This window comes from Acidovorax sp. GW101-11A03 (assembly GCF_059424825.1).
The window spans coordinates 19,322-33,786 of the sequence record NZ_JBWKZU010000053.1 but is presented as its reverse complement, the minus strand read 5'-3'; the positions used below and the strand labels follow the sequence as shown (position 1 = coordinate 33,786).

13 protein-coding genes are annotated in these 14,465 nt (G+C 65.9%); 6 read left to right on the top strand and 7 right to left on the bottom strand.

Annotated features, from left to right (window positions below):
• The 4 genes from AC07Z7_RS19330 to AC07Z7_RS19315 all read left to right on the top strand — a co-directional run.
• On the top strand, positions 1-573 hold a 573-nt coding region (locus tag AC07Z7_RS19330; protein WP_494767329.1), incomplete at its 5' end, for a DUF3106 domain-containing protein.
• Between the two features lie 39 nt (positions 574-612).
• Entirely contained in the window at positions 613-1,161 is a 549-nt protein-coding gene (locus tag AC07Z7_RS19325; RefSeq protein ID WP_494767328.1) for an RDD family protein, read from the top strand.
• Between the two features lie 4 nt (positions 1,162-1,165).
• Positions 1,166-1,576, top strand: coding sequence for a diacylglycerol kinase (locus AC07Z7_RS19320; protein WP_494767327.1), 411 nt, complete (start codon positions 1,166-1,168; stop codon positions 1,574-1,576).
• Positions 1,569-2,162 (top strand): LOG family protein, encoded by a 594-nt coding sequence (locus tag AC07Z7_RS19315; RefSeq protein WP_494767326.1) that lies wholly within the window; start codon positions 1,569-1,571, stop codon positions 2,160-2,162. The genes AC07Z7_RS19320 and AC07Z7_RS19315 overlap by 8 nt, the downstream gene beginning before the upstream one ends.
• A 123-nt stretch (positions 2,163-2,285) precedes the next feature.
• Here the strand turns inward: AC07Z7_RS19315 and AC07Z7_RS19310 are convergent, their stop codons facing one another.
• A complete protein-coding gene (locus AC07Z7_RS19310; protein ID WP_124514797.1) occupies positions 2,286-2,624 on the bottom strand; it encodes a P-II family nitrogen regulator in 339 nt (112 codons plus the stop codon).
• A gap of 74 nt (positions 2,625-2,698) precedes the next feature.
• Positions 2,699-4,357 carry an NAD+ synthase gene (locus AC07Z7_RS19305; RefSeq protein ID WP_494767325.1) on the bottom strand — a complete coding sequence of 553 codons (1,659 nt, stop codon included), beginning with the start codon at positions 4,355-4,357 and terminating at the stop codon, positions 2,699-2,701.
• Positions 4,358-4,437: 80 nt separating this feature from the next.
• Between AC07Z7_RS19305 and AC07Z7_RS19300 the strand changes: the two genes are divergently transcribed.
• Positions 4,438-5,625 (top strand): GNAT family N-acetyltransferase, encoded by a 1,188-nt coding sequence (locus tag AC07Z7_RS19300; RefSeq protein ID WP_494767324.1) that lies wholly within the window; start codon positions 4,438-4,440, stop codon positions 5,623-5,625.
• 51 nt (positions 5,626-5,676) lie between these two features.
• On the opposite strand, the gene AC07Z7_RS19295 is transcribed toward AC07Z7_RS19300, so the two are convergent.
• From AC07Z7_RS19295 to AC07Z7_RS19285, 3 genes are all read right to left on the bottom strand, one after another.
• The gene (locus AC07Z7_RS19295; protein WP_494767323.1) at positions 5,677-7,455 is read right to left on the bottom strand and encodes a methyl-accepting chemotaxis protein; all 1,779 of its coding nucleotides are present in this window, start codon (positions 7,453-7,455) and stop codon (positions 5,677-5,679) included.
• Positions 7,456-7,791: 336 nt separating this feature from the next.
• Positions 7,792-9,600 (bottom strand): methyl-accepting chemotaxis protein, encoded by a 1,809-nt coding sequence (locus AC07Z7_RS19290; protein ID WP_494767322.1) that lies wholly within the window; start codon positions 9,598-9,600, stop codon positions 7,792-7,794.
• An 85-nt stretch (positions 9,601-9,685) separates the two neighbouring features.
• Entirely contained in the window at positions 9,686-10,225 is a 540-nt protein-coding gene (locus AC07Z7_RS19285) for a chemotaxis protein CheW (RefSeq protein WP_494767321.1), read from the bottom strand.
• Between the two features lie 324 nt (positions 10,226-10,549).
• Between AC07Z7_RS19285 and AC07Z7_RS19280 the strand changes: the two genes are divergently transcribed.
• Entirely contained in the window at positions 10,550-11,356 is an 807-nt protein-coding gene (locus tag AC07Z7_RS19280) for a lipase family alpha/beta hydrolase (protein ID WP_094291963.1), read from the top strand.
• 223 nt (positions 11,357-11,579) lie between these two features.
• On the opposite strand, the gene AC07Z7_RS19275 is transcribed toward AC07Z7_RS19280, so the two are convergent.
• Both AC07Z7_RS19275 and ppa read right to left on the bottom strand, forming a co-directional pair.
• Positions 11,580-13,424 (bottom strand): methyl-accepting chemotaxis protein, encoded by a 1,845-nt coding sequence (locus AC07Z7_RS19275; protein WP_494767320.1) that lies wholly within the window; start codon positions 13,422-13,424, stop codon positions 11,580-11,582.
• Positions 13,425-13,752: 328 nt separating this feature from the next.
• Positions 13,753-14,289: an inorganic diphosphatase gene (gene ppa, locus AC07Z7_RS19270; RefSeq protein ID WP_094291948.1), complete on the bottom strand. Its 537-nt coding sequence runs from the start codon at positions 14,287-14,289 to the stop codon at positions 13,753-13,755.
• Between the last annotated feature and the right edge of the window lie 176 nt (positions 14,290-14,465).

Sequence of the window (14,465 nt, the reverse complement as noted above, 5' to 3'; positions counted from 1 at the left end):
GCGTCCAACTACTCCACGCTGTCGGAAGACGAGCAAAAGAAATTCCACGACCGCATCACCGAATGGGCCAGCCTGAGTGCCCAGCAACGCAACCAGGCCCGGCTCAACTACGCCGTCACCAATCGGCTGGCAAGGGATGACAAGCGCGCACAGTGGGAGGCCTATCAAGCCCTGTCCGAGGAAGAACGCAGCGCGCTGGCCGCTCGGGCCGTGCCCAAGCCCGCAGGCGCAGCCACAGCACTGCGCCCCGTCTCGCCCAAGAAGCTGGCCCAGGTGCCTGCGGCCACCGAGGCCAACCCGAGCCGCCCGAACGCACCCAAGATCCCGCCCGTGACCGAGCACGGCCCCCGAGTGGCGGCCCCCGTGACGCCCATGCCCTCCTCGGCAGCAGCCCCTTCACCATCGCCCACCAGCGCGGCATCCACCTCCACCGGAGTGGAAACCGCGCCCGTGGCCGTGCCGGTGGCCGTACCGGCCGCGCTGCCCCCCCTGGGCGCGGGCCAGGTCGAGCCCCCTGCCGCCACGGCGTCGCAACCCGTTACGCCCGACACCTCAGGCCTGTATCCTCAGTAGGTTTACAACCTGCCCGGCCCGACGGGCATGACACCTGGAATGCCCGCATCGCCCTCCCCCCACTCTTCGCAGGCTGAGGCCCGCACCACCCCCGCCCACTTGGCCGAAGCCACCGCCCCCAACCTGTGGCGGCGCATGGCCTGCTGGCTCTACGAGGGCATGCTGATGTTCGGCGTGGTGTTCATTGCGGGTTACCTGTTTGGCACACTCAGCCAGACCCGCAACGCCATGGACAACCGCCATGCGCTGCAAGCGTTTCTGTTTGTGGTGTTCGGCATCTACTTCACCTGGTTCTGGGCCAGGGGCCAGACCCTGGCCCAGAAGACCTGGCACATCCGCGTGGTGGGCCAGGACGGCCAGCCCATCACCCAGGCGCGTGCGCTGCTGCGCTACGTGCTGAGCTGGCTGTGGTTCCTGCCTCCCCTGGCCGCCTACATGTTTGGCGTGCCCGCACTGGAAGTGCTGGTGCTGCTGGGCGGCTGGGTCGCCATCTGGGCCATCCTGAGCCGCTTTCACCCCACCCGGCAGTTCTGGCACGACGCACTGGCGGGCACCAGGCTGGTGCACTACGAATTCCCCAAAAAATAAGTCCATGCCTGCATCCCCCTCCCCCTCGGCAGCCCCTGCCAACCCGCAGAAGGCCCGCACCGGCCTGAACCGCATCTGGCACGCTGCTGGCTACTCCATCGAAGGCCTGCGCGCTGGCTGGAACGAAAAGGCCTTCCGCCAGGAGGCCATCGCCGCCATGGTGCTGCTGCCGCTGTCGCTGTGGTTGGGGCGCAGCTGGGTCGAGGTGGCGCTGCTTGCCGGTTCGGTCGTGATCGTGATGATTGTGGAGCTGCTCAACACGGGCATCGAGACCGCCATCGACCGCATCGGCCCCGAGTGGCACGACCTCTCGAAGCGCGCCAAGGACATGGGCAGCGCGGCCGTGCTGCTGGCACTGCTGCTGTGCATTGGCATCTGGGCTGCGGCTCTTTTCCAGAGATTTTTCCATGGCTGAACCGGCTTTTTCCGTCTGCGTGTACTGCGGCTCGCGCCCCGGCGAGAACCCCGCCTTTGCCGAGGCCGCCAAGGCTGTCGGCACCTGGATCGGCCGCCATGGTGGCCAACTGGTCTATGGCGGGGGCCGTAGCGGGCTCATGGGCACCGTGGCCGAGGCCACGCGCCAGGCCGGTGGCCGGGTGGTGGGCGTGATTCCCCAGGCGCTGGTGGACAAGGAACTGGCCAACCGCCAATGCGACGAGTTGCACATCGTGCAGACCATGCACGAGCGCAAGGCCATGATGGCCGAGCGCAGCGACGCTTTCATCGCCCTGCCCGGCGGCATCGGCACCTTTGAAGAACTGTTTGAAGTGTGGACCTGGCGCCAGCTGGGCTACCACGACAAACCCTTGGGCCTGCTCAATGTGGCGGGCTACTACGACGGGCTCGTAGGCTTCCTGAACCACAGCGTGGCCAGCGGCTTCATGGGCGAATGGCAGATGGGCCTGCTGCACGCGTCTGCCGATGCCGAGGCGCTGCTCCGCACCCTGGTGCAGTCGGCCGGGCCCGACCACGCCCCCGTGCCACTGCGCGACGTGATCTGACACTGCTGGCAAAGCGGTCTCGCATCAAAAAAGAAAAGGGCGGATGAGGAATCCGCCCTTTTTTGCTTTCTCAATGGGTCCACGGCCATGGCCTCGTCAGGCCAAAGCCGAAACCAGCCAGCGTCAGACCGCTGCGTCGTCCAGATCCCCGGTGCGGATGCGCACCACGCGCTCCACAGCAGTCACAAAAATCTTGCCGTCGCCGATCTTGCCGGTGCGCGCCACGTTCACGATGGCATCCACGCAGCGGTCCACGTCCTCGGACTTCACCACCACCTCGACCTTCACCTTGGGCAGGAAGTCCACCACATACTCGGCGCCGCGGTACAGCTCGGTATGGCCCTTCTGGCGGCCAAAACCCTTCACCTCGGTCACGGTGAGGCCGGTCACGCCACATTCGGCCAGGGCTTCGCGGACTTCTTCGAGCTTGAAGGGCTTGATGACGGCGGTGATCATTTTCATGGCGGGTCTCCTGAAGGATGTGAAAGATAGAGGAAAGCAGGTGGCGCGACGGTGGAACGGTCAGAAACCCGCCGTCAGGCACGGAATTTATTGGTGATAGGGTAACGCCAGTCCTTGCCGAAGCTGCGGCGTGTCACTCTAATCCCTACGGGCGCCTGGCGGCGCTTGTACTCGTTGAGCTTGATGAGGCGCGTGACCCGCTCCACATCGGCGCGTGCAAAGCCGCTGGCGATGATGGACTCGATGGGCTCATCGTTCTCCATGTAGCGCGCCACGATGGCGTCCAGCACCTCATAGGGCGGCAGGCTGTCCTGGTCCTTCTGGTCGGGCCGCAGCTCGGCGCTGGGCGGGCGGGTGATGATGCGCTCGGGGATCGGATTGGCGCCCGTGCCATACGGGTCGTTGGCATTGCGCCAGCGCGCCAGGTCAAACACCCGCGTCTTGGCCACGTCCTTGATCACCGCAAAGCCGCCCGCCATGTCGCCATACAGAGTGCAGTAGCCGGTGGACATCTCGCTCTTGTTACCCGTGGTCAGCACGATGGCGCCAAACTTGTTGGACAGCGCCATCAGCAGCGTGCCGCGAATGCGTGCCTGCAGATTCTCCTCGGTCGTGTCCTCGGGCAGGCCTGCAAAATCGCCGGCCAGCGCGGCCTTGAAGGCCTCGAACTGAGGCTTGATGGAGATTTCGTCGTATCGCACGCCCAGGCGCTCAGCCATGTCGCGCGCATCGATCCAGCTGATGTCGGCCGTGTAGGGCGACGGCATCATCACCGTGCGCACCTTGTCGGCCCCCAGCGCGTCCACCGCAATCGCCAGCACCAGGGCCGAGTCGATGCCGCCGGACAGGCCCAACAGCGCACCGGGGAAGCCGTTCTTGCCCACATAGTCGCGCACCCCCAGCACCAGGGCGTCCCACAGGTCAGCCTCCAGGCTTTTCTCGGGCGCGACGTCCGCTTCAATTTTGATAGCTGCTTGCGCATGATGGACGCGCGCAAACACCAGTTTTTCTTCAAAACCTGGGCCACGCCCGGCCACCGAGCCGTCGGCGTTCAGCGCAAACGAGCGGCCCTCGAACACCACCTCGTCCTGCCCGCCCACCAGGTGGGCATAGACCAGCGGCAGGCCCGTCTCGGCCACGCGCGCGCGCATGGTGGCCTCGCGCTCGGCGCTTTTGCCAAGATGGAAGGGCGATGCGTTGATGACCGCCAGCAGCTGCGCGCCCGCCGCCGCCGTGCTGCGCGCAGGATCGGCAAACCAGGCGTCTTCGCAGACCAGCAGGCCCACGCGCACTCCCGCCACCTCAAACACGCAGGGCTCTGTGCCCGCCACAAAATAGCGGCGCTCGTCAAAGACTTGGTAATTGGGCAGCTCGCGCTTGGCGTAGGTCTGTTCAATGCGGCCATCGCGCAGCACGCTGGCCGCGTTGTGGCAGGCGCTGAAGGCCGGCGCATCGGGCGCCAGGGCCTGCGGGTGGCCCAGCACAATGGCCAGGCCCTTCAACCCCGCAGTCTCGCGGGCCACGGTTTTCACGGCATCATCACAGGCCGCAATGAAGGCGGGCCGCAAGAACAGGTCTTCGGCCGCATAGCCGCAAATGGCCAGCTCGGGGGTGAGCAGCAGCCGCGCGCCCTGGGCGTAGGCCTCGCGGGCGGCGGCAATGATCTTCTGCGCATTTCCGGGCATGTCGCCCACGACAAAGTTGAGCTGCGCAGTGCAAATGGAGAGCGTCATGGAACTGGAGTCGGCACTTTTGGCCGGGTTGGATACCGCCCATGCAGCCCCGGGCTGCAGTGGGCAGCACGGGAGAGCGCATGGCTGAGGAAGCTGCCATTATCGCCCGCGTGCTCGCGTCCCCGCTGGATGTGGATGCTGCGGCCTGGAACGCCCTGCTGGCGCAACAAAGCCACCCCACGCCCTTCCTGCGGCACGAATACCTGGCCGCCCTGCACGAAAGCGGCAGCGCCACGCCCCGCACGGGCTGGATGCCCCGCTTCATGACCCTGTGGGAGGGCGACACCCTGGTGGCCGCCTGCCCGCTGTACCTCAAAAACCACTCGTACGGCGAATACGTGTTCGACTGGGCCTGGGCCAGCGCCTACGAGCAGCACGGCGTGCCCTACTACCCCAAGGCCGTGGTCGCCGTGCCCTTCACGCCCGTGCCCGGCACACGGCTGCTGGCGCGCGACGGGGCCACGCGGTCGCTGCTGCTGCAGGCGGTGCGCCAGTGGTGCGAGCAGGAAGGTGTGTCGTCGGTGCACATGCTGTTTGCGAGTGGCGACGATGTGCAGTCCGGCGCCGAGCAGGACTGGATGCTGCGGCACACCGTGCAGTTTCACTGGAAGAACGACCACTACCAGAACTTCGACCACTTCCTCGCCAGCCTCTCTCAAGACAAGCGCAAGAAGATCCGCCAGGAGCGCCGCCGCGTGGCGGAGGCCGGGGTTCGCTTCCGCTGGTCGCGGGGTGCCGACATCAGCGCGGCTGACTGGGATTTTTTCTACCGCTGCTACGAGCGCACCTATCTGGAGCACGGCAACCCGCCCTACCTCACGCGGGACTTCTTTGCCCGCATGGCGGCGCACATGCCCGAGGCCTGGCTGCTGTTTGTGGCCGAGCGTGATGGGCGCCCCATTGCTACCAGTTTGATAGCTATTGGGGCAAGCCCATCAGGCGGTAACGGCCTAAAAGACCAAAACCTGGTGGCCTATGGCCGCTACTGGGGCGCTTTGGAGCGTGTGGACTGCCTGCACTTCGAGGCCTGCTACTACCAGCCGCTGCAGTGGTGCATAGACCACGGCGTGCAACGGTTTGAAGGCGGCGCCCAGGGCGAACACAAGATGGCCCGAGCCCTGCTGCCCGTACAGGCCACCAGCGCCCACTGGCTGGCGCACCCGGCCTTTGCCGAGGCTGTGGAGCGCTTCCTGGAGCGCGAAGGCGCGGGGGTCGAGGGCTATCTGCAAGAGCTGCAGGCGCGCAGCCCGTTCAAGACGATGGCCTGAGCGCCTGCCCCTGGGGGGCGCAGTGCGCCCGCCCTGCCTGCGCAAGGGATCTTAAAAACTCTCCCAATCGTCTTCCGCCCCTGCCGCCACCGGCTTGCGTGCCTGGGACGCAGGTGCAGCGGGGGTCGGGGCCGCGGGGGCCTTGTGCGCAGGACTGGTGGGCGCGGCCCGCAACGCCAGCGTTTTCTTAGGGGCCATGCCACCCACACCGCTACCACGGGCCGCATTGGCGGGCGCGGCAACAGGTGCTGGATGTGCTGCCGGGGTGCCGCCCTGCGAGGCCCGCGCCTGGTCGGTCGATAGCTTGAACACCGCCACGGCCCCCACCAGGGCCTGGGCCTGGTGGCTCAGGCTGCTGGCGGCCGCGGCCATTTCTTCCACCAAAGCCGCGTTCTGCTGCGTGACCTGGTCCATCTGCGTCACGGCCTCGCCCACCTGCGATACGCCAGTGCTCTGCTCGCTGCTGGCGGCGCTGATCTCGCCCATGATGTCGGTCACGCGACGGATGGCGCCGACCACCTCGGTCATGGTGGTGCCGGCCTTGTCCACCAGCAGCGTGCCCTGCTCCACGCGCTCCACGCTGGCGGTGATGAGCGACTTGATCTCTTTGGCCGCCTCGGCGCTGCGCTGGGCCAGGTTGCGCACCTCGCCCGCCACCACGGCAAAGCCACGGCCTTGTTCGCCTGCGCGGGCCGCCTCCACGGCGGCGTTCAGCGCGAGGATGTTGGTCTGGAAGGCGATGCCGTCGATCACGCTGATGATGTCGGCGATCTTCTTGCTGCTGTCGTTGATGCCCTTCATGGTGGTCACCACCTCGGCCACCACGTCGCCGCCCTGACCTGCGACGGTAGATGCGCTCATCGCCAGCTGGTTGGCCTGGCGGGCGTTGTCGGCGTTTTGCTTGACGGTGGAGCTCAGCTCTTCCATCGACGCGGCTGTCTCCTGCAGCGCGCTGGCCTGCTGCTCGGTGCGGATGGACAGGTCGTTGTTGCCCGAGGCGATCTCGGCACTGGCCGAGGCCACGCCCTGTGCATTGCCGCGCACACCCGACACCACATGGGCCAGGTTGTCGCGCATGGTGGTCAGGCCGCCCAACAGCTGGGCGATCTCGTCCTTGCCCCGTGCGTGGATGGGCACCGTGAGGTCACCCTGCGCGACCGAGTCGGTGATCTGCACTGCGTTGTCCAGCGAGCGCGAGATCTGCCGGATCATCGCCCCGCCCATCAGCACCGCCAGCAAAATGCCCAGCACCACCGCCGTGAGCGCGAGCGCCCGGATGGTCTGAAAACTCGCCGCTGCGCGGTCATATTCGGCCTTGGCGTAGTCCAGCTGCACTTGCATCAGCTGGCCCAGCACCTCCTGCAGCGGGTCGATGGCGGGGTACATCTCCTTGGCCGCATAGGTGGTCAGCGCGGTCATGTCGCCCCCCTTGAAGAGCCCGACCAGGGTGTCGGTGGCCGCATCAGCCTTGGCCTGCAGGGGCTTGAAGCGCGCCACCAGCTGGGTTTCCTCCGGCGCCAGGCGGGTGGCCAGGTAGGCCTTCCAGTTGCTGTCGATGGCCTTGCGTGCATCGGCCACCGACTGCACGCCCTGCGCGGGGGTCATGGCGCCGTCGCGCACCTTGTGGGCGGTGTCCACCACGTTGACGGCATACATGTCCGCCACGACCTTGATCTGCTTGAGCGGCACCACCCGGTCGTCGTACACCGACTTGAGCCCGGCGTTGGACTGGCCCATGCCAAACAGCCCGGCCCCTCCCACCAGCAGCACCAGCAGGCACAAGGCGGTGAGCAATCCGGCAAGGCGGGTGGAGATCTTGAACTGGCTCATGGCAATTCTCCTGGTAGGGATGCCGTCCACCCAGCCAAGCGATTGACCAGGCAACGGTCCCAGCATAGCGTTTTGTGTTACGTTTGAATACAACCTCAAGCCAACCAGGGGGCGGGCTGTCGCTTGAAAACCTCACAAAAAAGCACGCAGAAGGATGCTCCCTCTGCGTGCTTTTTTTGGTTGTGCAGTGCTGCCCCGCGTTGCGTTGCGTCACTTCGTGCTGCGTGGCCCTGCCCAGCCTTTGCGATGCTCTATTTTTGATAGCTATTCAGGCAATCCAGTCGCGCGGTAATTGCCATTTTGGTTGAGGTTCCCCCTCCTCCATGGCCCCTCCGCTCAGAAGCTCTCCCAGTCGTCGTCGCTGCCCCCTGCATTCTTGGCGGGTGCCGGGGCCGGGCTGTGGGCCTTGGCTGCTGGTGGGGTGCTCGCTGCCGCCTTGGGCGCTGCCAGGCTGGCCGCTGGCTTGGCGGCGGGTTTGCGTGCGCCCAGGCTGGCGGGCTTGGCCGGGGTGCTGCGCGGGGCGCTGTGGCTGGGCGCCGGGATGGGGGTCCGCGCTGGTGTTGCTGTGCTGTGGCTGCTGCTGCGTTGGGCGGTGCTGGTGGCGTGGGCGTCCAGCTTGAACACGGCCACGGCGTTGACGAGTTCGCCTGCCTGGGCGTTCAGCGCGCTGGCGGCCGCTGCCATTTCTTCCACCAGGGCTGCGTTTTGCTGGGTGGCTTGGTCCATCTGTGTGACGGCTTCGCCCACCTGGCCCACGCCTGCGCTTTGTTCGCTGCTGGCGGCGCTGATCTCACCCATGATGTCGGTCACGCGCCGGATGGAGGCGACCACTTCGGTCATGGTGGCTCCGGCCTTGTCGACCAGCGCGGTGCCTTGTTCCACGCGTTCGACGCTGGCAGTGATGAGGCTTTTGATTTCCTTGGCGGCTTCTGCGCTGCGCCCTGCCAGGCTGCGCACTTCCCCTGCCACCACGGCAAAGCCCCGGCCTTGTTCTCCGGCCCGGGCGGCCTCGACAGCGGCGTTCAGGGCCAGGATGTTGGTCTGGAAGGCGATGCCGTCGATGACGCTGATGATGTCTGCAATCTTGTTGCTGCTGGCGTTGATGCCTTTCATGGTCTCGACCACTTCGGCCACCACGTCGCCGCCTTGCACGGCCACGGTGCTGGCGCTCACGGCCAGCTGGTTGGCCTGGCGTGCGTTGTCCGCGTTCTGCCGCACGGTGGAGCCCAGCTCTTCCATCGAGGCGGCCGTTTCTTCCAGCGCCGATGCCTGCTGTTCGGTGCGCGCGCTCAGGTCGTTGTTGCCCGACGCAATCTGCGAGCTCGCCGACGCAACGCCTTCGGCGTTGCTGCGCACCAGGCTCACCGTGTTGACCAGGCTTTGCTGCATGCGTTGCAGGGCGGCCAGCAACTGGCCGGTTTCATCCTTGGACTGGACGTTGATCTGGCCGCTGAGGTCGCCAGCGGCCACGCGGTCGGCGGCCTCCACGGCCTGGGCCAGCGGGCGGGTGATGGAGCGGATGATGCTGATTGCCAGGAAGATGGCCACCGCAATCGCCAGGGCGCCTGCAATCAGCACATCGCGCTGCAGGGCGCTGGCGGCGGCCTCGGCACGCTGGCCCGCATCGGCAGTCACCTGGGCCTGGTAGTCCACCTGCTCCTTGATGGTCTTCTGGTACTCCAGCTGGGTGGGGCGCACCTTTTCTTCAAGCAGCTTCAGGGCTTCATCCCTTTGCCCCTGCTGGATCAGCGCCAGGTATTCGTCGCCCAGCTTGAGGAAGGCGGCACGGTTGGACTGCACACGCGCCAGGATCTCCTTGCCCTTTTCCGACTGGATGAGCGTAGTGAGCGTTTTCATCTGCTCGGCGATGGCGCTGCGCGCCGCCGTCACACGCTCCAGCGACTGCTTGGTAATGTTGTCGGAAGTGAAGATCGCGAGGTTGCGGAATTGAATGGCCTGGACATTCACCCCGTCGGCCAGAACGCCCATTGCCTTGGTGATGGGGATGCGCACTTCGACGATGTCATTGAGCGCGGCGCGCTGGCTGGCAGAGCGGGCCAGAGCGACCGAGCCCAGCACCACCAGCAGCAGCACCATGGCAGCAAACGCGATGGTTAGCCGGGTGGATATCTTCCATTGGATCATTGTGCTTCTCCTCGGGGTTGCTTATGAATTCGTTGGGCGACGACCGGGCCGCAAGCCAGTGTCGAGGACTTGTTGCGCAAATACCTTACTCCGGCGTGGCTTTTGTCACCAGTCCTATTTCGTCACTGCTGAGCAGGGCCTCGATGTCCATCACGATCAGCATGCGTTCGCCCAGGCTGGCGATGCCGGTGACAAAGGCCGGGTCCACATGGCCCTGGCGCTCGAACTGGGGCGTGGGCTTGATGGCATCGGGGGTGAGGGTGACCACGTCGGCCACGGCATCCACCACGGCACCAATCACCGTGGCGCCGATGTCCAGGATGACGACCACCGTGAAGTCGGTGTAGCTCGCCTCGGGGCATTGCAGCTTCACGCGCAAGTCCAGGATGGGCACGATGCGGCCGCGCAGGTTGATCACGCCCCGGATGAAATCGGGCGAATGCGCCAGGCGCGTGGGCGGCTCGTACGAGCGGATTTCCTGCACGCGCAGGATGTCGATGCCGTATTCCTCGGCCCCCAGGCGGAAGGTCAGGTATTCGCGGCCCACCGACGCTGCGGTGGTCACGGCAGCAGAGCGCTGGGGGGCGGATGCATGGGAGGGCGCAGGGGCGGATACGACGGTCATGGACGCAGTCTTTCTGGATGGAGGGGTTGTTCGGCAAGGCACGCGGTCTACCGGAACCACAGAACCTGTTCTTTGCCCGCGCAAGCGTGAAGAAAGCATAGCAGCGAACAGTTGCAATTAATAACAAAATCGGTCAAAACACACCCATCGTCAGCCCGTCTTCAGGTGGAGTTTGGAACCTTGCCGCCCCGTTTTCACCGCCCTGCCCCGGGCAGGAATTGGAGAGCTAGCTCCATTTCCACCCCCGGCCGTCTGCCGAAAAAATGCTACCGTCGCCGCAAGCCACACGCCCGGTGTGCCGCCCCGCTTTGAAACGATGAATTGATGGCTCTGTTCAACAAGAAAGAATCCGACCCCACCGACCTGCCGCCCCCCGGCCTGCCCCTGCTGGCGCTGGAGCTGCGCGCCCCCTGGGAGTTTGGCGCCGTGCTGCCTGCCTGGCCCGTGCTGCAGCGCGCGCCGCTGGGCGACGGGCACACCGTGATCGTGTTTCCCGGGCTCACGGCGGGCGATGCCACCACCATGCCGCTGCGCCGTTATCTTGAATCGCGCAACTACGACACCCTGGGCTGGGGCCAGGGCCTGAACCTGGGCCCGCGCGATGGCGTGCTGGAAACCGCCAAGCGCCAGCTACAGGAAGCGGCCGATGCCAGCGGCCACAAGGTCAGCCTGGTGGGCTGGAGCCTGGGCGGCATCTACGCCCGCGAGCTGGCCAAGGAGATGCCCGACCTGGTGCGCTGCGTGATCACGCTCGGCACGCCCTTTGCCGGGCACCACCGCTCCACCAACGCCTGGCGCATTTACCAGTTTGCGAGCGGCCGCAGCATCGAACGCGAGACCGAGAACTACAACCTGCCCGAGGCACCGCCCGTGCCCACCACCAGCATCTTCTCGCGCACCGACGGCGTGGTGGCCTGGCGCGGCAGCATCCAGGCGCCTGCCGACCACAACCCGCACACTGAAAACATCGAGGTGGTGGCCAGCCACTTCGGCATTGGCCTGAACCCCAGCGCCTGGTGGGCCGTGGCCGACCGGCTGGGCCAGCCCCAGGGGCCCGGCGTGGTGTGGCAACCCTTCCAGCGGCCCCAGCTGCCGGGGCTGCAGCTGCTGTATCCCGACCCGCACCGCTGACACCGGGGCACGTCCCCCACAAACCAAAAAGCACGCAGAAGGATGCCCCCTCTGCGTGCTTTTTTGGTTGTGCAGTGCTGCCCCGCGTTGCGTTGCGTCACTTCGTGCTGCGTGGCCCTGCCCAGCCTTGGCAACGCTCTATTTTTGATAGCTATTCAGGCAATCCAGTCGCGCGGTAACGGCCATTTTGGTTGAGGTTTTCCCTCCTCCATGCCCCCTCCGCTCAGAAGCTCTCCCAGTCGTCGTCGCTGCCCCCTGCCTTGGGCGCTGGCGCTGGTGCAGGGCTGTGGGCCTTGGCTGCTGGTGGGGTGCTCGCTGCCGCCTTGGGCGCTGCCAGGCTGGCCGCTGGCTTGGCGGCGGGTTTGCGTGCGCCCAGGCTGGCGGGTTTGGCCGGGGTGCTGCGCGGGGCGCTGTGGCTGGGCGCCGGGATGGGGGTCCGCGCTGGTGTTGCTGTGCTGTGGCTGCTGCTGCGTTGGGCGGTGCTGGTGGCGTGGGCGTCCAGCTTGAACACGGCCACGGCGTTGACGAGTTCGCCTGCCTGGGCGTTCAGCGCGCTGGCGGCCGCTGCCATTTCTTCCACCAGGGCTGCGTTTTGCTGGGTGGCTTGGTCCATCTGTGTGACGGCTTCGCCCACCTGGCCCACGCCTGCGCTTTGTTCGCTGCTGGCGGCGCTGATCTCACCCATTATGTCGGTCACGCGCCGGATGGAGGCGACCACTTCGGTCATGGTGGCTCCGGCCTTGTCGACCAGCGCGGTGCCTTGTTCCACGCGTTCGACGCTGGCAGTGATGAGGCTTTTGATTTCCTTGGCGGCTTCTGCGCTGCGCCCTGCCAGGCTGCGCACTTCCCCTGCCACCACGGCAAAGCCCCGGCCTTGTTCTCCGGCCCGGGCGGCCTCGACAGCGGCGTTCAGGGCCAGGATGTTGGTCTGGAAGGCGATGCCGTCGATGACGCTGATGATGTCTGCAATCTTGTTGCTGCTGGCGTTGATGCCTTTCATGGTCTCGACCACTTCGGCCACCACGTCGCCGCCTTGCACGGCCACGGTGCTGGCGCTCACGGCCAGCTGGTTGGCCTGGCGTGCGTTGTCGGCGTTCTGCCGCACGGTGGAGCCCAGCTCTTCCATCGAGGCGGCCGTTTCTTCCAGCGCCGATGCCTGCTGTTCGGTGCGCGCGCTCAGGTCGTTGTTGCCCGACGCAATCTGCGAGCTCGCCGACGCAACGCCTTCGGCGTTGCTGCGCACGCCCGTGACCACGCGGGCCAGGTTGTCGCGCATGTCGGCCAGGGCCGTGAGCAGCTGGCCCATTTCGTCCTTGCCGCCAGCGGGCACGTCGATGGTGAGGTCGCCCTCGGCAATCGCGCGGGCTGCGCGCACCGCATGGTGCGCCGGGCGGGTGACGGCGCGGGTGATACCAACGCCCAGCAGCGCAGCCAGCACCACACACACGGCCAGCGTCACCAGCAGCGAGATGCGCGCCATGCTGAACACCTGGCGGGCCTCCTCGCTGGCCTGCGTGGCGTTGTCTGCGTTGAGCCTTTGCAGCTGGCCCAGCGTTTCGGCCACGGCCACAAACGCGCCTTCGGATTCACCGGCATAGACCATGGACAGGGCATCGCTGGTCAGCTCCAGCGTCTCGGCAGTGGAGAAATCCACGCCGTTGGCAATCTCGACCAGCTTGGCCTGCAGCACGGCGTAATCGGCCTTGCGTTTTTTGTAGGCGTCAAAGATCTCGCGCTCTTTGGGGCTGCTGATCAGGGGCTCGTAGGTTTTCTCGACCCGCTCGATGTCCTTGACGCGCAGGGCCACCTGCTCGGAAAACGCCTTGACCTCCACCAGACTGCGCGCGGTGACCATGCCTGCCTCGGAGCGGCGCATGCGGTTGTAGAGCACACGCAGGTCCCCGGTCTGCGCCACGCTGGGCAGCAGGTTGTTGGCGATCTCGTCGGCATTGCTGTGGATGCGCGACATCTGCACCAGCGCAATCAGGCCCAGCACCGTGGTGAGCAGCACCACCGCCAAAAACCCAGCACCCAGTTTGACGCCGATGCGCAGATCGGAAACTTTCATGTATCACCCTTCCAAAAACCCGGAGCCACAGTGCCGCAGCCCCCTGACGCACGGCCCGGACCGGCCTTCCGGCACCGGGCGATTTGTAACAATTTGAAGCACCAGTCTAGCAGCGCGGCGGGCCTCTGCGCCTCGGGCGGGACCCGGATGCGCCCCCAGCCCTGCTGCACGCCAGCAAGAAAAAAGCATGCAGGCCGCCGGGGCTTGCATGCTTCAATTTTTATAGCTATCTGCGCTTGATGGACGCGCGCAGAAGGCCTTTTTTGCATACAACCCGGGCGCCACACCCGGGCAGCACACCCGGGCAGCACACCTGGGCAGGTGCGCCTCAGGCCTGCGACTTCTTGTAGCTCTCGATGCCGTCCACGACTTCCTTCTTGGCGGACTCGATGCCTTCCCAGCCGAGCACCTTGACCCACTTGCCCTTTTCCAGGTCCTTGTAGTGCTCGAAGAAGTGGGCGATGGCGTTGCGGCGCATGGCGTTCACGTCGTCGATGGTCTTCCAGTGGTCGTACATGGGCAGGATCTTGGAGGTGGGCACGGCGATGACCTTGCCGTCCACGCCTGCTTCGTCTTCCATCATCAGGATGCCCAGGGGGCGGCAGGGCACCACCACGCCGGGGTGCAGCGGGTAGGGGGTGATCACCAGCACGTCCACCGGGTCACCGTCGCCCGACAGGGTCTGCGGCACATAGCCGTAGTTGGTGGGGTAGTGCATGGCCGTGGTCATGAAGCGGTCCACGAAGATCGCGCCGGATTCCTTGTCCACTTCGTACTTGATCGGGTCCGCGTTCATCGGGATTTCGATGACCACGTTGAAGGCTTCAGGGGCGTTCTTGCCAGGGGTGACGTTGTTGAGGGACATGTCTTTGAATAGTGGTTTGGGTAACGGCAACCCGCGATGCACAGAGCGCTGACGCAACGCAAACAAGCGCCATGAAGCGTCGGGATTAACCCTGATTTTAGGCGCAGGTCCCTTTCTACCCGCTTGCAAACCATGGTTTGGCTGTAAATTGGGCCCGTTGGCCAATCGACTCCCCG

Excerpts from the sequence above, each read along its gene's own strand:
- AC07Z7_RS19325 (WP_494767328.1), top strand. The coding sequence starts at position 613 with ATGCCCGCATCGCCCTCCCCCCACTCTTCGCAGGCTGAGGCCCGCACC.
- AC07Z7_RS19320 (WP_494767327.1), top strand. The coding sequence starts at position 1,166 with ATGCCTGCATCCCCCTCCCCCTCGGCAGCCCCTGCCAACCCGCAGAAG.
- AC07Z7_RS19315 (WP_494767326.1), top strand. The coding sequence starts at position 1,569 with ATGGCTGAACCGGCTTTTTCCGTCTGCGTGTACTGCGGCTCGCGCCCC.
- AC07Z7_RS19310 (WP_124514797.1), bottom strand. The coding sequence starts at position 2,624 with ATGAAAATGATCACCGCCGTCATCAAGCCCTTCAAGCTCGAAGAAGTC.
- AC07Z7_RS19305 (WP_494767325.1), bottom strand. The coding sequence starts at position 4,357 with ATGACGCTCTCCATTTGCACTGCGCAGCTCAACTTTGTCGTGGGCGAC.
- AC07Z7_RS19300 (WP_494767324.1), top strand. The coding sequence starts at position 4,438 with ATGGCTGAGGAAGCTGCCATTATCGCCCGCGTGCTCGCGTCCCCGCTG.
- AC07Z7_RS19295 (WP_494767323.1), bottom strand. The coding sequence starts at position 7,455 with ATGAGCCAGTTCAAGATCTCCACCCGCCTTGCCGGATTGCTCACCGCC.
- AC07Z7_RS19290 (WP_494767322.1), bottom strand. The coding sequence starts at position 9,600 with ATGATCCAATGGAAGATATCCACCCGGCTAACCATCGCGTTTGCTGCC.
- AC07Z7_RS19285 (WP_494767321.1), bottom strand. The coding sequence starts at position 10,225 with ATGACCGTCGTATCCGCCCCTGCGCCCTCCCATGCATCCGCCCCCCAG.
- AC07Z7_RS19280 (WP_094291963.1), top strand. The coding sequence starts at position 10,550 with ATGGCTCTGTTCAACAAGAAAGAATCCGACCCCACCGACCTGCCGCCC.
- AC07Z7_RS19275 (WP_494767320.1), bottom strand. The coding sequence starts at position 13,424 with ATGAAAGTTTCCGATCTGCGCATCGGCGTCAAACTGGGTGCTGGGTTT.
- ppa (WP_094291948.1), bottom strand. The coding sequence starts at position 14,289 with ATGTCCCTCAACAACGTCACCCCTGGCAAGAACGCCCCTGAAGCCTTC.